The sequence below is a fragment of the Anaerotignum sp. genome (genome assembly GCF_040307045.1).
Classification (GTDB): domain Bacteria; phylum Bacillota; class Clostridia; order Lachnospirales; family Anaerotignaceae; genus Chakrabartyella.
Window position 1 is genome coordinate 103,003 of the sequence record NZ_JAWRKF010000008.1, and the last position, 22,009, is coordinate 125,011.

Annotated in this window: 15 protein-coding genes; 14 read left to right on the top strand and 1 reads right to left on the bottom strand. The window is 39.4% G+C overall.

Annotated elements, in window-relative coordinates; translation table 11 throughout:
* Positions 1-829 precede the first annotated feature (829 nt).
* From nifJ to ABVZ64_RS06315, 10 genes are all read left to right on the top strand, one after another.
* On the top strand, positions 830-4,357 hold the full coding sequence (gene nifJ, locus ABVZ64_RS06270; protein WP_352400177.1) for a pyruvate:ferredoxin (flavodoxin) oxidoreductase: 3,528 nt from the start codon (positions 830-832) through the stop codon (positions 4,355-4,357).
* 227 nt (positions 4,358-4,584) lie between these two features.
* Complete coding sequence (locus ABVZ64_RS06275) at positions 4,585-5,766, top strand: efflux RND transporter periplasmic adaptor subunit (protein WP_352400178.1); 1,182 nt, start codon at positions 4,585-4,587, stop codon at positions 5,764-5,766.
* Positions 5,767-5,776: 10 nt separating this feature from the next.
* A complete protein-coding gene (locus ABVZ64_RS06280) occupies positions 5,777-6,478 on the top strand; it encodes an ABC transporter ATP-binding protein (protein ID WP_352400179.1) in 702 nt (233 codons plus the stop codon).
* Positions 6,468-7,673 (top strand): ABC transporter permease, encoded by a 1,206-nt coding sequence (locus ABVZ64_RS06285; protein WP_352400180.1) that lies wholly within the window; start codon positions 6,468-6,470, stop codon positions 7,671-7,673. Before ABVZ64_RS06280 ends, ABVZ64_RS06285 begins: the two co-directional genes overlap by 11 nt.
* A 505-nt stretch (positions 7,674-8,178) precedes the next feature.
* Complete coding sequence (locus ABVZ64_RS06290) at positions 8,179-11,661, top strand: DNA polymerase III subunit alpha (protein WP_352400181.1); 3,483 nt, start codon at positions 8,179-8,181, stop codon at positions 11,659-11,661.
* A 13-nt stretch (positions 11,662-11,674) separates the two neighbouring features.
* Positions 11,675-11,917, top strand: a complete 243-nt coding sequence (gene mtrB, locus ABVZ64_RS06295) for a trp RNA-binding attenuation protein MtrB (protein WP_352400182.1) — start codon at positions 11,675-11,677, stop codon at positions 11,915-11,917.
* 156 nt (positions 11,918-12,073) lie between these two features.
* A complete protein-coding gene (gene pfkA / locus ABVZ64_RS06300) occupies positions 12,074-13,054 on the top strand; it encodes a 6-phosphofructokinase (RefSeq protein WP_352400183.1) in 981 nt (326 codons plus the stop codon).
* Positions 13,055-13,239: 185 nt separating this feature from the next.
* The gene (pyk, locus tag ABVZ64_RS06305) at positions 13,240-15,009 is read left to right on the top strand and encodes a pyruvate kinase (protein WP_352400184.1); all 1,770 of its coding nucleotides are present in this window, start codon (positions 13,240-13,242) and stop codon (positions 15,007-15,009) included.
* A gap of 390 nt (positions 15,010-15,399) precedes the next feature.
* Positions 15,400-16,617, top strand: a complete 1,218-nt coding sequence (locus ABVZ64_RS06310; RefSeq protein WP_352400185.1) for a DUF819 family protein — start codon at positions 15,400-15,402, stop codon at positions 16,615-16,617.
* 39 nt (positions 16,618-16,656) lie between these two features.
* Positions 16,657-17,628: a dipeptidase gene (locus ABVZ64_RS06315; protein WP_352400186.1), complete on the top strand. Its 972-nt coding sequence runs from the start codon at positions 16,657-16,659 to the stop codon at positions 17,626-17,628.
* 223 nt (positions 17,629-17,851) lie between these two features.
* Here ABVZ64_RS06315 and ABVZ64_RS06320 read toward each other — a convergent pair whose 3' ends face one another.
* Positions 17,852-18,403 (bottom strand): cupin domain-containing protein, encoded by a 552-nt coding sequence (locus ABVZ64_RS06320; RefSeq protein ID WP_352400187.1) that lies wholly within the window; start codon positions 18,401-18,403, stop codon positions 17,852-17,854.
* Positions 18,404-18,744: 341 nt separating this feature from the next.
* Between ABVZ64_RS06320 and yhbY the strand changes: the two genes are divergently transcribed.
* Genes yhbY through rsfS form a run of 4 tightly spaced genes read left to right on the top strand, consistent with a single transcriptional unit; the run spans position 18,745 to position 21,797 of the window.
* Positions 18,745-19,047: a ribosome assembly RNA-binding protein YhbY gene (gene yhbY, locus ABVZ64_RS06325; RefSeq protein WP_502892582.1), complete on the top strand. Its 303-nt coding sequence runs from the start codon at positions 18,745-18,747 to the stop codon at positions 19,045-19,047.
* 21 nt (positions 19,048-19,068) lie between these two features.
* A complete protein-coding gene (locus ABVZ64_RS06330; RefSeq protein WP_352400188.1) occupies positions 19,069-20,199 on the top strand; it encodes an Mbeg1-like protein in 1,131 nt (376 codons plus the stop codon).
* 12 nt (positions 20,200-20,211) lie between these two features.
* Positions 20,212-21,444, top strand: coding sequence for a nicotinate-nucleotide adenylyltransferase (gene nadD / locus ABVZ64_RS06335; RefSeq protein ID WP_352400189.1), 1,233 nt, complete (start codon positions 20,212-20,214; stop codon positions 21,442-21,444).
* Positions 21,445-21,455: 11 nt separating this feature from the next.
* Positions 21,456-21,797: a ribosome silencing factor gene (gene rsfS / locus ABVZ64_RS06340; protein WP_352400190.1), complete on the top strand. Its 342-nt coding sequence runs from the start codon at positions 21,456-21,458 to the stop codon at positions 21,795-21,797.
* The last annotated feature ends 212 nt before the right edge of the window (positions 21,798-22,009 follow it).

Below are 22,009 nucleotides of genomic sequence, written 5' to 3' on the forward strand. Positions count from 1 at the left end.
TAGATTAGATTAAGAATACTACTATAAAGAAGAAAAGTAAGTATATAGCAATGATTTTTAGAGCCGGTTTCTTTATTAGGAACCGGCTCTAAAAATATAAAACATTAAGAAAACAAGATAAAGTATGTTTTTTAAATAACAATTATTCTTCAAAAAATGTAAAATTAAAAAATTGCTTTTTAAAAAATAAGTTTGAATTTTAATCGATTATTTTGAAGAAAAAGGATGAATTCCTTAAAAAACAAGGTTTTTTGCGACTGTTCTTATGTATACCCCTCGGAGACAAGGGTAGCTGGATAGGGACACTTATTCAGATGGGAAAATGTAAATAAATGTAAATAAAACTACATTTTTTTCCACAGATTTCTTCAAAAATAGAATATTTTTTTTGAAGAAAAAAAGATAAAAAAATTCATTGATAACACATTATCAAACCCCCTTGAAATTGGTAAACTCAAAGTGGTTTATGTCGATAAAAAGATAATCTTGTCAGACATAAAAATGGCTGTAATTCTTCACTTTCCCTGAAAAATGCATAAATAAATTTATTTTTGGTAGAATGTATTAAGCAAAGCACACAAAAAACATTTTGTTAGAAACATAACGCTGAAAATTTTTTTAATAGTTGAAAAGAGAAACGTTTGATTGTATAATGAACGGGTAAAAAAACAACCGTGTTTTTAGATGGAAAGATTGACAATTGTCTGACAAAGACTCTGACAAATCTCTGCCATTCTAGGGAAACGGTAGGAGACTTGATCTGAGAACGGCAGGCAGGTTTTCCCGGCAAAAATAGACTATATTTATAAATTGTAAGGAGGAAGTACGAATGTCTAAAGTAATGAAAACGATGGACGGTAACGAAGCTGCAGCATACGCTTCCTATGCGTTTACTGAAGTAGCTGGCATTTTCCCCATCACACCATCTTCCCCAATGGCTGAAAAAACAGATGATTGGGCAGCAAATGGCAAAAAGAATCTTTTTGGTCAGACTGTAAAGGTTGTAGAAATGCAGTCCGAAGCAGGTGCTTCTGGTACTGTACATGGCTCTTTGGCTGCAGGTGCGTTGACAACAACTTATACTGCATCTCAGGGTCTGTTGCTGATGATTCCCAACATGTACAAAATTTCCGGTGAATTACTTCCCGGCGTATTCCACGTAACAGCACGTGCCTTGGCTGCACAGGCTTTGTCTATCTTCGGTGATCATTCCGACGTTATGGCTTGCCGTCAGACAGGTTTTGCTATGTTGGTTTCCAACAGCGTTCAGGAGGTTATGGACTTGGGCTGTGTTGCTCACTTGTCCGCAATCAAAGGCAGAGTTCCTTTCTTGCACTTCTTTGATGGTTTCAGAACTAGCCATGAAATTCAGAAAATCGAATGTATTGATTATGATGAATTGGCTAAAATCATCGATATGGATGCAGTTAACGCATTCAAGAGAAATGCATTAAATCCAGAACACCCCGTAATTAGAGGTACAGCTCAGAACCCTGATATTTACTTCCAGGCTCGTGAAGCTGCAAACAAATTCTATGATGCACTTCCTGCAGTAGTAGAAGAATACTTGGGTGAAATAAACAGAATTACAGGTAGAGACTATAAGTTATTCAACTACTATGGTGCTCCCGATGCTGACAGAGTAATTGTAGCTATGGGTTCTGCTTGTGAAGCTATTGAAGAAACAATTGATTATTTGATGGCAAAAGGCGAAAAAGTTGGTCTGGTTAAAGTTCACCTGTTCAGACCTTTCGTTGCTTCCAAAATGTTAGAAGTTATCCCTAAAACAGTTAAGAAAGTTGCTGTTTTGGATAGAACAAAAGAACCTGGTTCTCAGGGCGAACCTCTGTACATGGATGTTTGTACAGCAATGTTTGAAGCTGAACAGGCTCCTCTTGTTGTTGGTGGTCGTTATGGTTTGGGTTCTAAGGACGTTACACCTGCGCAGTTCATCGCAGTTTATGCTAACTTGAATCAGGATAAACCTAAGAACCACTTCACAATGGGTATCGTTGATGATGTTACAAACACTTCTTTGGAAGTTGGTAAAGAAATCAGCGTTACTGAGGGCGATGGCACCATCAGCTGCAAGTTCTGGGGTCTGGGCGCTGACGGTACAGTAGGTGCGAACAAGAACTCTATTAAGATTATTGGTGACCATACAGATATGTACGCTCAGGCTTACTTCAGCTATGACTCCAAAAAATCCGGTGGTATTACCCAATCTCACTTGCGTTTTGGTAAAAAACCCATTCGTTCCACATACTTGGTTAAAACAGCTGATTTCGTAGCTTGCCACAAGCAAGAATATGTTTACCTGTATGATATGGTAACAGAATTGAATGATGGCGGTACATTCTTGTTGAATACCAACTGGACACCTGCTGAATTGGATGAAAAACTTCCTGCAAACTTGAAGAAACAGTTAGCTGAAAAGAATGCTAAATTCTATATCATTGATGGTACTGCAATTGCAGCAGAAATTGGTTTAGGTAACAGAATCAATACTGTTCTTCAGTCCGCATTCTTCAAACTTGCTAACATCATCCCTATTGATCAGGCAGTAGAATACATGAAAGCAGCGATTAAAAAATCCTACGGTAAGAAGGGTGACACAATCCTGAACATGAACTACGCAGCTGTTGATAAGGGCGTTGAAGGTATTGTTAAAGTTGAAGTTCCTGCAGAATGGGCTAACGCTGTTGATACAGAAGTTAAGGCAGAAAGAAAATCAACTGAATTCGTTAAGAATGTTGTTCAGCCTATGAACGCACAGGAAGGTGATAAATTGCCTGTTTCCGCATTCTCTGGTAGAGAAGACGGTACATTCCCTTGTGGTACAGCAGCATATGAAAAACGTGGTGTTGCAGTTGACGTTCCTCAGTGGATTCCTGAAAACTGTATCCAGTGTAATCAGTGCTCCTATGTATGTCCTCATGCAACAATCAGACCTGTATTGGTTTCTGATGAAGAATTGGCGAAAGCTCCTGAAGCATTTAAGGCTGTTGCAGCTAAGGGTGCAGGCTTTGGCGAATTGAAATATAGAATTCAGGTTTCTCCTTTGGACTGCTTGGGTTGTGGTAGCTGTGCAGTAGTTTGCCCTGCTCCTAACAAGGCGCTTGTAATGCAGCCTTTGGCAACTCAGGAAGTTGAAGTTGCAAACTGGGATTTTGCTATTGATGAAGTAGCTCATAAGGCTAACCCTATGAACAAGGCATCTGTAAAAGGTAGCCAGTTCGAACAGCCTCTGCTTGAGTTCTCCGGCGCTTGTGCGGGCTGTGGCGAAACACCTTATGCTAAATTGGTAACTCAGTTGTTTGGTGATAGAATGTACGTTGCAAATGCAACAGGCTGTTCTTCTATCTGGGGTGGTTCCGCACCTTCTATGCCTTACACAGTAAATAAAGATGGCCGTGGTCCTGCTTGGGCAAATTCTTTGTTCGAAGATAACGCAGAGTATGGTTTAGGTATGGCAACAGCCGTTAAGCAAATGAGAGAAGGTATCAAGGATAGACTTGAAACTTTGAAATCTGTTGATGCATCCTTCGCAGCAGTTGCAGATGAATGGATTGCAACAATGAAAGATGGCGAAAAATCCAGAGCGGCTTCTGACGCATTGGTTGCAGCATTGGAAGCTTACAATGGCTCTGATGCAGAAGTAAAAGCTCTTATTGCTTACGTACTTGAAAACAAAGATCAGCTGGTTAAGAAATCTCAGTGGATCTTCGGTGGCGACGGTTGGGCTTACGATATCGGCTACGGCGGTTTGGATCACGTTTTAGCTTCCGGTGAAGACGTAAACGTTCTTGTATTCGATACAGAAGTTTACTCTAACACAGGTGGTCAGTCCTCTAAATCAACTCCAGTTGGCGCAGTTGCTCAGTTTGCGGCTTCTGGTAAGAGAATTAAGAAAAAAGACCTGGGTATGATGGCCATGAGCTATGGCTATGTATACGTTGCTCAGGTAGCTATGGGTGCTGACAAGAACCAGGTAGTTAAGGCATTCATGGAAGCTGAACAGTATGATGGTCCTTCTTTGATTATCGCTTACTCTCCTTGTATCAACCATGGTATGAAGGGTGGCATGAGCGGTGCTCAGGAAGAAATCAAACGTGCTGTTGATGCGGGTTACTGGCATATGTACAGATTCAACCCTACTTTGAAAGAAGAAGGAAAGAATCCTTTCACATTGGACTCCAAGGAACCTACAACAAGCTTCAGAGACTTCTTGTTAAGTGAAGTACGTTATAGCTCCTTACAGAGAACATTCCCTGAAGAAGCAGAAGCTCTTTTCACAGAATCTGAAAAGAATGCAAAAGAAAGACTGGAAAGCTATAAGAGATTGGCTAATCAGTAATTCAAAATAAAATAAAATTTAAGGCGAGAGGCATTGCTTCTCGCCTTTTTTGTTATGTGTAAATAGCTGATTCTGTGATTTAAGCGACGAAATAAATTATCGTTAGGTAATTTGATCTATTTATGGAAATTATTTTAAATTAAAGGAATATTAAGAAATAATATGAGACATCTTAGAATTTGCCTTTTATAATAGATACATATGAAAAAAACCGAGGAGGAAATGATATGGCTTTATCAAAAAAGAAAAAAGTTTTAATAGCTGTTGCGGGTTTGATTGTAATAGCTATTGGTGTAAAAGTTGTTCTAGGGGGGAACAAGGTGCCTGAGGGAACGATGGTGAGTACCTCTTTTGTAGAAAAACAGGATGTAGAAGAAGTGTTGAAATTAAAGGCTGTTCTAGAAGGTACTGAAAGTACAGAGGTTGTTTCGAAGAGGCATTACGAAGTAAAACAATTATTGGTAAAAGAAGGAGATAAGGTTAAGAAAGGTCAATTATTGGCCATGCTAGATAGTTCTGACATTACAGAACAAATTAGTATTAGCAAAGGTGAGCTGACATTATTGGAAATGCAGCAAAAAGAGGTGCTTGAGGACAGGCAGGTGGAGTACAAAAAGGCGAAAAAAGAATATGATGATTTGAAGGGCTTATTTGAGATTGGGGCATCTAGCCAAAGTGAACTGGATGAGGCTAAAAGAAAGTTAGACAATATTCCTGTTAAGGATGGAGTTGCTATTTTATCGGAGTCAGAAAGACAGACTATGGACAATGCAAAACGTAAAGTGAGCGTTGAAGCAAAGACTTTGGAAGATTGCGAAATCCGTAGTATGATTGATGGGACGGTGACTAGAGTTAATACAAAAGTTGGTCGTTTTGCCGATGATACAGAGAATGATAAACCTATGTTTGTCATTGAAAATATTGATAAGTTACAGATGAAGGTATTAGTGAATGAAACAGACATATCAAAGGTTCAGGTTGGCCAGAAGGTAGATATTACAGCTGATATTTTGAGTGGTGAAATTGTAGAGGGTATTGTATCCCGTATTTCTCCAACAGGAGAAAGTAAAGATTCAAATTCAAATGATAGAATCATACCTGTTTATATAGAAGTGCTTGGAACAAATGATAAGCTCATTGCAGGGATTACGGCAAAGGCCACGATTTATATTGCCAAGGCGGAACAGGCCATAAGTGTTCCATATGAAGCCGTTAGTGAGCTGGAAGATGGTTCTACCGTAGTGTATACTGTGAAAGAAGATAACACAGTACATATTGTGCCTGTTACAGTAGGGTTAGAAACAGACCTTCTGATCGAAATTAAGGAAGGCGAATTAACCGAGGGCCAGCAGATTATTCTGAACCCCAGCCTTGAGCTGACGGAAGGAATGACCGTTATTCCTCAGTAGGAGGTGGGTTATGAAGGAGATTATTAAAATAGAAAATTTAAATAAAATTTATGATACAGGTGCAATTCAGGTGCATGCGTTACAAAACGTATCTCTTTCTATAACAGAAGGGGAATATGTTGCAATTATGGGTCAGTCGGGATCGGGAAAATCTACTTTAATGAATATCCTAGGCTGCATGGATAGGCATTTTGAGGGAACTTACTTACTAGACGGTATTCCCATTGTAGACCAAGGAGAGGATGACCTCTCAAGAATTAGAAATAAAAAGATTGGCTTTGTTTTTCAAGCATTTCAGTTGATTCCCAGAACATCTGCCTTAAAAAATGTTGAAATACCTATGATTTACGGCGGGATGAAAGGGGAAGAAAGAAAAATAAAAGCAACATCTTTGCTGGAAAAGGTGGGGTTGAAGGATAGAATCCATCACTTGCCTAACGAGCTTTCTGGTGGGCAAAAACAAAGGGTTGCAATAGCCAGGTCGTTAGCAAATGATCCTGCACTAATTCTTGCTGATGAACCTACGGGTAACCTGGATACCCGTTCATCCCATGAAATTATGGATTTTTTCACCAAACTAAATGATGAGGGAGCCACTGTTGTTGTTGTTACCCACGAAGAAGATATTGCCCAGTGTACGAAAAGAATTATACGATTCCAGGATGGACAGATTGTAAGCGATGAGAAGGTGGTGAAAGAGGATGTTATTTGAAAATATTAAGTTGGCCATGTTCTCTATACGTGCCAACAAAATGAGATCCTTTTTGACCATGCTAGGCATGATTATTGGTATCAGCTCTGTGATTGCCATTGTTTCTCTGGGTGACACTATGCGTAGTGTAGTTGCCAGTGAGTATGAGAACTTTGGTACGGGCTTGGCATATGCATATATTATGTCCCCAGATGATTACTACTCAGAAGAACAACTGTTTACAAAAGATGATGCGGAACAGTTAAAGGAAGCTATGGATGGAGATATTACTTATGTAGGTTTTCAAAGTTCTGAGAGAGCAGAGTTAAAAGCGGGTAGAAAGACGGAAAAGGTTTCTTTAACGGGCTTGGCAGAAAATCCCACAGAGCTGAAAAATCCAAAAATCATTTATGGGCGTATGCTAAATGATAAAGATATTATTGATAAGAAGAAATTCGTCATAATAGAAAGTGGGACGGCATTAAATATTTTTGGAAAAGAGAATGCTGTGGGTAAAACTTTGAGAACAACCATTAATAATCAGGGGGAAGAACTATTGGTTATCGGTGTTTATCAAAATACGGATTCAGCGTTAATGAAATTGATGAGCGGTGGGTCTTTTGCAAGTGCATATGTTCCGGAAAGTATTATGCTAAATGAAAACAATGCACAATGGACAATATACTTTAGTATGAACAAGGAAAAAGATATGCAACAATTGCAAGGGCGTATTCAGTCGTATATTGCTAGAATGAAAAATCAGGATATAGAAAATGTTAAATGTTTTTCGTTGATGGAGGAAATGGGTAGTATTGACAAGATGTTAGGTTCACTATCCGCAGTTGTTGGTGCCATTGCCGCAATTTCCTTAGTTGTAGGTGGTATTGGCATTATGAATATTATGTTAGTTTCTGTAACGGAAAGAACAAGGGAAATTGGTATTAGAAAAGCGCTTGGTGCAAGAACCAAAGATATTATGATCCAATTTTTAATTGAGGCTGCAGCCATTTCTGTGGCAGGTGGCATGATTGGTACCATTTTGGGGATTTCCATTGTTGCCATTGGTGGAATGGCAGTAGGCGTTGGCGTTGTTGTAAAGCCTACGGTGGTAATAATTGCTGTGGCTTTTTCAGCTATGGTTGGTTTGGGCTTTGGTCTTTATCCTGCCAAAAAAGCAGCCAAAAAGGATCCTGTAGAGGCCCTAAGATACGAATAAGCATAAAAAAAGCGTACCTAATATTTAGGTACGCTTTTTTTTGAAAGAAAAGATAGGGTATTTTACAGATGTATATGTTACATTAATCTTGGATGTGTTAAAGTATAGATACTTTATTTGGGAAAATTGCAAAGCAATATTTTTAAGCTGACTAGGGGTATATTTTATATAGGATTTTCAAAAAGATGATTGTATATTTTACAAAGAGAAATTATAGTTTTGAGGAATACTACTTAGATACACTTTAGGGTAGTCAAGATAAAGTGGACATTGGGTCAATTATGTCCCGGTGGGACGAAAAATAATTTACCTCTTTTTTATATGGTAAAAATATGATATAATTATTCTGTACCACAAAGTAGTATCATTAGAAATAATATGTGTTTATGGGGTATGGACTATTAAGGTTTACACCTATAAAAAAATAAATGAAGAGGAATTCCCTTTTTGTGGTAAGGGTTAGAGCTCTTTGCATGGTTAAAAGTCAGAATTAAGGAGGTGCAAAATGGATTTTACAGAAACTACAGGTCAATCAAAGCCCTTTGCGCACCTGCATGTTCATACAGAATATAGTCTATTAGATGGCTCAGCAAAAATTAAGGAGCTAGTACAACGTACCAAGGAGCTTGGGATGGATAGCATCGCCATAACGGATCATGGGGCTATGTTTGGTGCTGTAGAATTTTATAAAGCCGCTTTAGATGCAGGGGTTAAGCCCATCATAGGGTGTGAGGTTTATGTTGCAGCTGCGTCTCGTTTGACGAAAGATGGAAAAGGTGGTGGATATTACCACCTTGTACTTTTGGCAGAAAACAATGAAGGCTATCAAAATTTAATTAAGTTAGTGTCATACGGTTTCATTGATGGTTTTTATTATAAGCCTAGGGTAGATAAAGAACTTTTGAGAAAGTACCACAAGGGAATTATTGCTTCAAGTGCTTGTTTAGCTGGGGAAGTAGCGAGAAATATTTTAACTGTTTCCTATGACGAGGCAAAAGATGCTGCATTAGAATATTTAGATATATTTGGTGAGGGCAATTTTTTTCTTGAATTGCAAGACCATGGCATGAGGGAACAAAAACAGGTAAATATGGCATTGGTGCGTATGAGTGAAGAAACGGGAATCCCCTTGATTGCCACGAATGATAGCCATTATATTTACAAAGAAGATGCAGAACCCCATGATATTTTATTATGCATTCAGACAGGGAAAACTGTTTTGGATGAGGATAGAATGCGTTATGAGGGTGGACAGTTTTATGTGAAAAGCCCTGAGGAGATGTATGATTTATTTTCTTATGCGCCAACTGCATTGGAAAACACAGCCAAAATTGCCCAAAGGTGCAATGTATCCTTTTGTTTTCATGAATTAAAGCTTCCCCGGTTTGATGTACCACAAGGAAAAACTGCCCAACAGTATTTAAGGGAAGTTTGTGAGGCAGGTTTTAGGGAAAAATATCCTCAGGCAAAAGCCGAATGGAAACAACGTTTGGAATATGAGTTGACAACCATTGAAAATATGGGATATGTGGACTATTTCCTAATCGTTTGGGACTTTATTAAATATGCTAAGGATAATGGTATTATTGTTGGACCTGGTCGTGGTTCGGCTGCGGGCAGTATGGTATCATACTGCCTATCGATTACTACCATTGATCCTTTAAAATATGATTTGATTTTTGAGCGATTCTTAAACCCTGAGCGTGTTAGCATGCCAGATATTGACATTGACTTTTGCTACGAGCGTCGTCAGGAGGTAATTGACTATGTAATTCGTAAATATGGTGAAGATCATGTGGCCCAAATTATAACATTTGGGACTATGGCGGCTAGGGCGGCCATTAAGGATGTGGGGCGAGCGTTGGCTATGCCCTATGCGGATGTAGATCGCATTTCGAAAATGATTCCTACAGAGTTGGGGATTACAATAAAAAAAGCTTTGGCAATGAATCCGGATTTACAAAAAGCCTATGAAACGGAGGAGGACACCCATCGCTTGATTGACACATCCTTAAGATTAGAAGGGTTGCCAAGGCATTCATCTACCCATGCAGCAGGGGTTGTTATTTGTAAAGAGCCCGTAATGGAATACGTGCCTTTGAGTGCCAATGATGGGCAGGTCAATACCCAGTATACCATGACATTATTGGAAGAATTGGGTATTTTGAAAATGGATTTCTTGGGTCTACGCACCTTAACGGTTATACAGAATGCAGTACAGGAAGTGGAACGTATCCATGGTATTAAAATAGATATTGACACCATCCCTGATGATGATATTGAAGTATATCAGCTCATTAGCCAAGGTAAAACAGAAGGTGTGTTTCAGTTGGAAAGTGCCGGTATGAAGCAGTTTATGCGTGAACTTCAACCCAAGCGCTTGGAAGATTTGATTGCTGGTATTTCTCTTTATCGTCCTGGTCCTATGGATTTTATACCTAAATATGTAAAAGGAAAAAATAATCCTCAGAACATACAGTACACTCATGAGAGTCTAATTCCTATTTTGCAAAACACCTATGGCTGTATCGTATATCAAGAGCAGGTCATGCAAATAGTTCGTGATTTAGCAGGATATAGTCTTGGCCGAAGCGACCTAGTACGTCGTGCCATGAGCAAAAAGAAGGCCTCTGTCATGGCAGAGGAGAGAAACAACTTCGTTTACGGTGTTGGCAAAGAGGTGCCTGGTTGTGTGGCAAATGGAATTCCTGCAGAAATAGCGGAAAAAATTTTTGATGAAATGACAGATTTCGCAAAGTATGCCTTCAATAAGAGCCATGCGGCTTGCTATGCTGTGGTTGGTTATCAAACCGCCTGGCTAAAGGCTCACTATCCTGTAGAGTTTATGGCCGCATTGATGACAAGTGTTATGGATAATGCCAGCAAAGTTTCGGGCTATATTGAAGAGTGTAAAAAAATGGGGATATCCTTGTTACCACCAGACATTAATGAAGGCTACGGACATTTTTCCGTTTCTGATGGAAAAATACGTTTTGGCCTTGCGGCAATTAAAAATGTAGGTAGAGGCGTAGTAAACACATTGGTTACGGAACGGAGGGAAAATGGCTTATTTCAATCTATGACAGACTTTTGCAATCGCATGGAAACAGGTGAGATTAACAAGCGCAGTATTGAAAGCTTAATAAAAGCTGGTGCCATGGACTCTTTAGGTGGCGCCAGAAGCCAGTACATGGCGATTTACAAAAGTATTTTGGATGGAATTGGGCAAGCAAGAAAGAATAACATAGCAGGGCAAATGAATTTGTTTGACATAGATATGGGGGAAGAAAGTTATACACCTCAAGATGATTTGCCAAAGGTGGAGGAGTATGCATCTAGGGAAAAATTGGCTATGGAAAAAGAAGTTTTGGGGGTTTATGTGAGCGGACACCCTTTGACGGAGTATGCCATTAAACTGAGAACAAAAACCAGCCATAGTAGTATTGATTTTCTTCCTGTTGAAGAAGGGGACGACAGACATCAGGTGGAGGAAGAAACAAAGGTTATTGTGGGCGGTATGATTGCAGCTGTTTCGGTGAAATATACAAGAAACAACGACAAGATGGCCTTCCTCACTTTGGAAGATTTTCAAGGCACCATGGAAGTTGTTGTTTTCCCCAAGGTTTATCAGCAGTATCACGACCTTTTTCAGGAAGAAACGGTAATTCTGATAAAAGGCCGTGCAAGTGTATCGGCGGATGGGGAAGCAAAAATCATAGCATCTCAAATTCAATTATTACAATTGGAGGAGGAGGCGAAGCCGACGTCTTTGTGGCTGAAAATTGCAGAAGAAAATGAGGTGCCTTTGCCCCAAATTATTGCGGTATTATTGCAACATAAAGGGAATACCCCAGTTTTTATTTATCAAGAAAAAACAAAGCGAAAGATGAAGGCCGAAAGAAAATATTGGGTTAACGGCTCCTTGGACTTGCAGCAGGAGTTAAAGCTTTTGCTGGGGGAAGCCAATGTAGTGGCTAAGGATATTTAGGAGGAGATGGCGTATGGATGACAAAAGTATGGAAAATACACCTTATATCTGCGTGAAAGCGTTAGAAAAGGGTGTAAGCATAATCGGGGTAACCCGTGGAGAAGTTACGAAAATTCACCATACGGAGAAACTGGATCAGGGCGAAGTTCTGATTGCCCAGTTTACGTCCAACACCTCAGCGATTAAAGTAAGAGGCCAAGCAGAAATTTATACACAGTTTGGCATGATTTTAGCTGAAAAACCAGAGAAGGAATAGCATAACGGATTTTAACAGTTACTTTCTTGCAATATGCTTACTTAAAAGTTATGAGTAGGCAATTGAGGACAGAAAAAATATTGTATTACCATCCGTTATGAGTATTTTCAAATTGCAAAATACGAATTATTTTTTATTGGATAGGAGGAATGGGTCATGGGAGTGAAAAAAATAAAGAAAATTGGGGTTTTGACCAGTGGTGGCGATGCACCCGGCATGAATGCAGCCATTCGTGCTGTTGTAAGAACTGCTATTTACCATGATATTCAGGTAATTGGAATTCGTAAGGGTTATAATGGCCTAATAAACGGTGAAATCAAAGAGATGCATAGTAAAGATGTATCAAATGTGATGAACCTTGGTGGCACAATTTTGCACACTGCTCGTTGTCCAGAGATGATGACAGAGGAAGGCAAAAATAAAGCAGCTGCCATTTACAAAATTTTGGGTTTAGATGCCTTAGTTGTAATTGGAGGCGATGGTTCTTACAGGGGGATGGCAGAGTTAGCAAAGCTTGGGGTTAACTGCATTGGTATCCCTGCCACAATAGACTTGGATATGAACAGCACCGAGTATACCATTGGTTTTGACACAGCGGTAAATACGGGGATGGATGCTTTAAATAAACTTAGAGATACATCAAGCTCTCATGAGCGCTGTTCCGTAGTTGAAGTTATGGGCCGTGATGCTGGCTATATTGCTGTATGGTGTGGTATGGTTGGTGGTGCAGAGGATGTTATGTTCCCTGAGGCTAAGGACATCATTGATAGTCAAAAAGTCATTCAGCAGATTTTAGCAAACAGAAGTGTTGGGAAACGACACAACTTAATTGTAGTTGCAGAAGGTGTTGGGGGAACACAGCAGCTTGCAAAAGATATTCAGGATATTACCGGTATCCAAACCAGAGCAACCATTCTTGGTCATTTGCAAAGAGGCGGCAGCCCAACAGCAGTGGACCGTATGCATGCCTCCATGATGGGCTATCATGCCGTAAAAGCCATTATGGAGGGTAAAGAAAACCAGGTTATATCCTTTAATAGGGGAAGATATGAGATCATTGATTTAGAGGAATCTTTGGGGATGGAGAAAACTCTGGATAAAGAAATGTATGACGTAATCAAAATGCTTGCTATATAACAAATGTGTTAGGGAGAACCCAGCATAACAATGCCGATGTCAATTCAAATTGCGATAATCCTTTATGCAAGATGACGATGATTTAACATTCAGAAATTTTTCGGAATTTTTAGATACTTTGCTTGTATAAAAGTTTTTAAACTTTTGGCAATAGATAAAATGAATAAAAAAGAGGAGGTACTGCAATGCGCAGGACAAAAATCGTTTGCACACTGGGACCAGCAACAGACAGTGTTGAAACTATGAAAAAATTAATTCAGAATGGGTTGGATGCTGCCCGCGTAAACTTTTCTCATGGAACTTATGAATCCCATGGGGAAATGATTAAAAAGCTAAAACAGGCGAGAGAGGAATTGGGTGCGCCTATTCCCTTAATCTTAGATACAAAAGGCCCTGAAATTCGTATCAAAACCTTTGCCGAAGGTAAGATCGTTTTAGAGGCAGGAGACAAATTCACTTTAACTACAGAAGATATTGAAGGTACAAAGGATATTGTATCTGTAACCTACTCGGATTTGCCTAAAGATTTACAGGTTGGCTCTCGTGTTTTGATTGATGATGGTTTGATCGAGCTTAGAGTTGAGAATATTGTTGGACCTGAGGTGCGTTGTGTTGTAGTAAATGGTGGTAAGGTTGGCTCCAGAAAAGGTGTAAACTTACCTGGTGTAAAGGTGAATTTGCCTGCATTGACCGAAAAAGATATTGAGGACTTGAAATTTGGCATTGCCAATGAATTTGATATAGTTGCCGCCTCTTTCATTCGTTCTGCTTCTGACGTAGTCAGAATCAGAAAAGTGTTGGAAGAAAATGGTGGAGAAGGCATTCAGATTATTTCTAAAATTGAAAACCAAGAAGGTGTAGACCGTATAGATGAGATTTTGGAAGTTTCCGATGGTATTATGGTTGCCAGAGGTGATTTGGGTGTAGAAATTCCACCGGAAGAAGTTCCTTTGGTTCAAAAGCAGTTGATTGCCAAGGCAAACAAGCGGAGCAAACCGGTGATTACTGCTACGCAGATGTTGGAAAGCATGGTAAATAGCCCTAGACCAACCAGAGCAGAGGCAAATGACGTTGCAAATGCTATTTTTGATGGCACAGATGCCATAATGCTTTCTGGGGAAACAGCGGCAGGCAGCTTCCCCATTGAGGCAGTTGCAACTATGGCTCGTATCGCTGAAAAAACTGAAAGCAGTATTAATTATAGCAAGTTGCTTACAAGGCAGTTTGATGGTGTCAGAACCAATATTACCAATGCCATTAGCTTTGCCGCTTGTACAACAGCTGCTGAATTGAATACAGCTTGCATTTGTACAATTACACAGTCCGGCTTTACAGCTAGAATGATTTCCAAGCACAGGCCTGTATGCCCAATTGTTGCGGCAACAATGACGGGAAGAGTTTGGCGTCAGCTTAACTTGGTTTGGGGTTGTAAGCCCATGTTGCACACGGCCAAGTTGCAACAGGGTAAGGTATTTGATACAGGCATGGAGGTTGCACAGGCAAGTGGAATAGTGAAAAATGGCGACACCGTTGTGTTAGCTCTAGGAATGCCTGTTGGCGTAAGTGGTGCAACGAATACCCTTCGTGTTGATATTGTTGGCGATGTTTTGTGTAAGGGTATTGGTGTAGGATCAAAAAAAGTAAGTGGCAGAGCCAGAGTCATTAAAATGCGTGAGGATATGGAACGTAACTTCCAAAAAGGCGATATTTTAGTAGCTACAGCTACGGATAACGATTTTATGCCTTATATCCAAAAGGCATCTGCCATTATCGTGGGTCCTATGGATCATAGCGATGATTGTCACGCAGAGATTGCTGGTAGAGCCTTAGATATACCTGTAATCATTTGTAATGCAAAGGTAGTGGATTTTATTCCCAACGATGCATTAATATCGGTGGATGCATCTACTGGATTTATTTATGCAGGGTTGCCTGACGATAAACAAAAAGCATAGTTTTTTTAATATAGTGAAGGTCATGTCATCTGGATATGGCCTTTTGTATTTAAAAAAGTACAAACGATATTTCCGATATGTAAAAAATATGAGTAGTTTTTTTGTTTATTTTGCCATATATGCTTACTTGTCTACAGTATAAAACGCACAAAATTGTGTATTTGCATAAAGCAAATAGAAAAAAATATAATTGAGTAGGGAGGTTTCTCTATTTGAGTCATTGACAGAGGAAGAAAAGGGTGCTAACATATGAACAAGGATTCAACATGTTGAATATTTTCAAAATATTGAAAATATTTCAAGAATCCGAGGTTTGCATTTTGGCTAAGCAGCAACCAAAGTGTAAGCATGGACTTTTACATTATTTTTATTTTTAAAGGAGGAGATATTATGACTGGTACAACATTGATTAGTGCTGACAATACGTGGGCACTTATGGCCATTACTTGTGGCTGGGTTGCGTTTTCTATTTACGCAGAGCAGACATGGTCTTGGGCATCCAAACTTTCAGGTGCAATTATTGCGCTGATTGGTGCTTTGCTGTTAACAAACTTGAAAATTATTCCTACAAATGCCCCTTGGTTCGATGATATTATTTGGGGCTATGTGGTACCACTGGCTATCCCCCTGTTGCTGCTACAGTGCGATATTCGTAAGATTTGGAAAGAATCGGGTAAACTGTTAATTATTTTTCTAATTGGTTCTGTGGGTACAGCTTGTTCTGCGGTTGTTGCTTTCAAATTATTACAAAACAGTGTTCCAGAGGCAGCCGGCGTTGCAGCCATGATGACAGGTTCATACATCGGTGGTGGTGTTAACTTTGCTACTTTAGCAGGTTCTTTTGAAATTCCTGGCGAAGTTGTTGCAGCTACAACAGTAGCCGATAACCTTTTAATGGCTTGCTACTTCTTCGTATTAATTGCAATTCCTAGCATTGGTTTCTTCCGTAAAGGTTTCAAACATCCTCACTTGGATGAAGTTGAAAGTGCAGGCGTTGATGAAGCAGCAAAGACGCAAGCAGCTGCATACTGGGAAAGAAAACCTATTTCCTTAAGAGATATCGCTGTTGACTTTGCAATTAGTGCAATCATTGTTTGGGTTTCCATCGAAATTGCAAAAATTTTCGGAACAGTTATTCCTAAAAGCAACACAGCATTAACGATGATCAACGGTTTGTTGGGTAACAAATACTTGATCATGACAACAATTGCTATGTTTGTTGCAACCTTTGGCTCAAAATATGTAGGTAAAACTGCTGGCACACAGGAAATTGGTACATATTTGATTTACTTATTCTTGTTCGTAATCGGCGTTCCTGCATCTATTGGTCAAATCCTTCAGAATGCACCAATGTTGTTCGTATTCTGCTTAATTATGGTCGTAATTAATATGTTGTTCTGCTTTATTTTTGGTAAGTTGTTTAAATTCAACTTGGAAGAAGTTATCCTTGCATCCAATGCTAACATTGGTGGCCCTACAACAGCGGCAGCAATGGCAATCTCCAAAGGTTGGGTAAAATTGGTTGGACCTATCATGTTGGTTGGTACTTTGGGTTATGTAATTGGTACATACTTTGGTACTTTTATCGGTCAATTGTTAGGTGCATAAGCATAAGAGAGTTTTTTAAGAGACGAAAAGAGGAGTAGTATGATTTTTGACGGACATTCCGACATCTTTACGGATGTCACCATCAAACGCCTGCTTGGGGAAACGCAGGTAATTAAGAATCACCACCTGACTAGATTGCGCAAGGGCGGAATTGAGGGAGGCTGTTTCGTCATCTGGATTGATCCACCCTATGACAAAGAACCATCGAAAAGACTTGCACAAATTTTGAAGGCAACCAAAGATGAAATGGCAGAGTGTGAAGAAGCGGTTTTGGTACATAGTATGGCCGAAATTGAGGCTGCACAAATAGCTGGTAAGTTTTTTATCTTACTTGGTATGGAAGGTCTTTCAGGCATTGGGGAGGATCTAGATCAGATACATAAACTTTACGATTTTGGTGCGCGTCACGCTATGCTAACATGGAATGAGCAAAATGCCTTAGCCACAGGTGTACAGGGTGATCCTGCTAGAGGGGTAACACCGCTTGGCAAAAGAGCTATACAAATGATTCAGGAAAAACATATGATCATGGACGTTTCTCACTTAAATGAGCGCTCTTTCTGGGATGTAATGAGTGTGGCCCAAGGCCCCATTTTAGCATCTCACTCAAATGCCAAGGCTCTTGTTCCTGCGGCAAGAAACTTATCGGATGACCAATTGCTGGCCATTAGAGATACAAAGGGGTTGGTTGGCTTAAACTCCTTTAACCTCTTTGTCTGTGAAGATTTAAAAGGACAAAATGTGGATAACTTGGTGAAACACGCATCCTATATTGCAGACAAAATTGGCGTTGAGCATATTGGCTTTGGGTTTGACTTTTTTGAATTTCTCTCCACAGATTCTATGAAGAGTTATAGCGACCAGGAAACCTCCTTTACCGTAGGACTCGAGGATTGTTCTAAGGTTCCTGAAATGTTAGTGAAAATGAAAAAAGCTGGGTTTACTGATAAAGAGTTGGGAATGATCTCATGGGGTAACTGGTTCAACTTAATTCGCAAGGTGCTTGGTTAAAGGTGAAATGGCTTCCCTACCTTTTTAAAAGGTAATATAAAACGATTCTATGAAGTGAGTCAATAGAGCCCAAAAGAAAGGCGAGCAAATTTTGCTCGCCTTTTTTATAGATATAGATAGGTGTATATTGGAAAAGTGTTTTGACGGTTAGCTATAATGGAAGGGATTGAAGTATAAATAAAAATAAAAAAGGCACTCTGCAATTTTGCAGAATGCCTTTGGTTTAAAAAAATGGGGGTGTCATTGCCCAAATAGATATACATTCTTCATCGGAGTTATTGATATATTTATGGGGGAGTGTGCTATTAAAATAAATACTATCCCCTTCGTAGAGAATATAATCTTTCCCATTCAGATGAACGGTTAAGGTGCCTTTTAGCACATACCCGCATTCTTCGCCTTCATGGCAAAGCGTATCCTTTTCATAGGTACAGCCGCATTTCAGACGGACTTCTGTCATATCCAATAAATGACCAGCTCTTGTGGGGGACAACAACTTATAAAAGCTGTTGTTCCGATGGGTTACGATTGTTTTATGATCTCCCCGCCGGATAAGGATACTATCTTCCTGCTGTTTTTCTTCAAAAAAATAATTTATGTTTGTATCTAAAGCGCTGGCTAAGCGCCAAAGGCTTACCACGGAGGGAACAACCAAATCACGCTCTATTTGGCTAATTAGACCGGTACTCACATCAGAAACTTTAGAAAGTTCTGCAATACTTAATTTTTTCTTATTTCGCAGTTCTCGAAGTCTTGAACCGATTTGAAAATCCATTTTGCTTTCCTCCTATCTCTAAGTGAGTTGATTTTAATAGAAATTTTCAATTATTGTATTAATTTGTTTTAACAAAACAAACAGTATTATTGATAGGCATTTGTTAATACGAACAGAATGTATAAAAGTCATACTAGGTTCTCATTATAACATTACTGTTTTTATTTGTATACTACATTTTATCACTAATGTTTTCGGGGAACAATATTTTTTTGAAAAAAGGAAAGGATGTATAAAGACAGGGCAAATCAGGGTTTTTTCGGGGGCAAGATTGCAAATTAGGTGGGTGTGTGCTATGATGTTAAGGATTATAGAGCGGTATTAAAAAATTGGAGGATTTTATGTTGACGAGTAAACAAAGATCATATTTGCGTTCCATGGCTAATGGAATTGATGCAATTTTTCAGGTTGGGAAAAACGGAGTTACACCTGAACTTCGTGACACAGTGCATAATGCTTTGGAGGCCAGAGAGTTAATTAAGATTAGTGTGTTGGATAATAATATGTTGGGGGCTGGGGAAGCAGCAGAAATGTTGGCCAGCAGAACTGGGGCAGAAGTTGTTCAAGTCATTGGGAATAAGTTTGTTTTGTTCCGCCAGTCAAAAACCAAACCGGTAATTGAGCTTCCAAAAGTAAAAAAGTAATATTTGGGGGAGAGGATATTCGTGACTAACGTGTTTGATTATCTGCTTTGGCGGGGGGATCTAACGTTAGAGCAATCTCCGTTTCAAGACGTAGATGGGCTTATTTTAACGTGTTTATCCTATCATTTTTTTACAGAAGTAATGGAGCAATATGGCGCTACACCTGTGCCCATTGAAGTATTGGCGCAGAGGGTAAAAGACTTACCCCAGGAAAAACTTCGTATGCGAGACCCTCAGGATGTTGTATTATTGCAACTTATGGGCAAGAGCCTACGGTTTAAAAATATGGAAGTATGCTTTTATGTAGATAGGGTTGATTTGGAAAAAGAAGCACAATTTTCAGCCATCACCATTCTTTTGGGAGACGGCACATTTTTTATTGCATATCGAGGAACAGATCTAACGCTTATTGGATGGAAAGAAGATTTCAATATGAGCTTTTTAGACTTTGTACCAGCTCAAATTGCAGCTGCAGCATATCTTTTATACGTTGCAACGAATTTGACTGGGAATATGCGAATTGGTGGACATTCCAAAGGTGGAAATTTGGCGGTGTTTGCGTCAGCAGTAGCTCCCTCAAAAGTGAAGGATCGTATTTTGTGTATCTACAACCATGATGGCCCCGGATTTCAAGAAGGAATGCTTCGTTTTCAAGGATATAAGGAGATTGTGCCCAAAATATACTCTTTTGTACCTCAATCGTCTATTATTGGTATGTTAATGAGCCGACAAGGTGGGTATACAGTTGTGAAAAGTGGAGAAAAGGGTTTGCTTCAGCATGATCCCTATTCTTGGGAGGTATCGGGAAAAGATTTTGTGCGTTTGGAGTCGGTATCCATAGAAAGTAAATTTTGGGATAAAACCCTAAAAAGCTGGTTAAAAAGCCTAACACCAGAAAAAAGAGAAAAGTTTGTGGATGCTTTATTTGAATTGCTTTCAATGACCCATGCGGATGAGCAAGGAGAAGTGGTTTTGTCTCCGTTAAATGCGTACCGAACCCTGCAAACCTTGAAGGATGAAGATGAAGAGACCAAGAAGGTTATTTTGGATGGACTTAGGTTACTTTGGATGGCAGCGAAAAAAACTGCAGGCGACTATGGCTTTGCATTGCAAAAGCTGGCTGGATTGATACTGTTGGATAAGAAAAGATAAAGAGGCGTTCCTATGCGAAATGAAATAGCAGGATTCAAAAATTGCAAAAGCATTGCCATTATGGGTGGAACATTTGACCCCATCCATAATGGGCATTTGGTGACGGCTGAGGCTGTACGCCACCGTTTTAATGTGGACAAGGTTATATTTATTCCCACTGGCAGACCTGCACATAAAACACAGGAGCAGGTGACCCACAATGAACACCGTTATTTGATGACTGTTTTGGCCACTATGCGAAATGAAAATTTTGAAGTCTCGAGAATTGAGATTGACCGACCTGGTGTAACTTATACTATAGATACCATCGAGATGCTAAAAAAGATGTGCCAGCCTGATGTAAGGCTATATTTTATTACTGGGGCAGATGCCATTCACCAAATTATGCACTGGAAAGAGCCAGAAAGGCTATTATCTCTTTGTGATTTTGTGGCAGTTACCAGACCGGGATATGATAGAGCTAGTTTATTTGGTGATATACGAGAAATTAGAGAGAAATTTGCAAGCCGTATTCACTTTATGGAGGTGCCGGCATTGGCGATTTCTTCCTCGGACATCAGAGACCGTGCAAAACGTGGGGCTCCAATTAAGTATTTATTACCTCAGGCGGTGGAGGACTATATCCACAAGTTTTGTTTGTATGAGGATGTAGAAAAGAACGAGGTGAGATTTATGTTGGATTTAGATGTTATGCAGGAAAAATTACAGTCTGCATTATCAATCAAAAGATATATTCACACAATGGGAGTTGCCGATGAGGCTGAACGTTTGGCAGAGATTTACGGAACACAGGGAGACAAACAAAAGGCACGGGTTGCTGCCTTACTTCACGATTGTGCAAAGGATTTTCCCATTGGGGTTAGAGATCGTTTTTGTAAAGAGTATAAAGTTCCTGTGGATGAGTATATGAAAAAAGCAACCGATTTAATTCATCCTTTTTTAGGGGCGGAGGTTGCAAGAAGAGACTATCTAGTGTCTGATGAGGAGATAATAGGAGCCATCCGCTTTCATACAACAGGAAGGGCAAATATGACTTTACTGGAAAAAATAATCTATATTGCTGACTATATAGAGCCAAATAGGGAAAAATTTGACGGGATTGAGGAAGCCAGAAGGTTGGCATACTTAGACTTAGATATGGCAATGAAGTTTATTTTAGAGCAAACCATTGAATATGTTAAATCAAGGGGACGGGAAGTGCACCCTTTTTCCATAGAAGCATTAGAATATTATAAAGATTGTTGAGGAGGAGCTATATGAACGCATTGGAGGCGGCGAAGATTGCTCAGGAAGCATTAGAGGATAAGCTAGGACAGGATATTAAGGTTTTAGATTTACAGGGTTTATCCAATATTACAGATTGCTTTGTAATTGCAAGTGGTAGCAATGTGAACCATTTAAGAGCCATGGCAGATGAAGTGGAGCAGAAACTATTTCAGGAGGGTGTGAAGTTGCATCATTCCGAAGGGTATAGTGTTGCAACCTGGATTTTGTTAGATTTTGGCAATCTTTTGGTGCATTTGTTTAACAAGGAACAAAGAGATTTTTACGGCTTAGATCATGTCTGGAGTGACGCAAAGAATGTGAAAAAAGTGTGAATGTAAAAATTTAAATTTGTAAAATCATCCATTATTATACTCAGATTCCAAAATGTTTGGCAAAATAATTAAGCTACTATAAGGATAGAATTCTGTATTGAACAGGGCTCAGTCCTTTTCATTTGCATTGGATTCTGTGATAATTAAAAGCTTCTATATTTTTCTAGTTCATCTTTAAATTCATGTATTGAACTAAATTTTGTTAGATAACA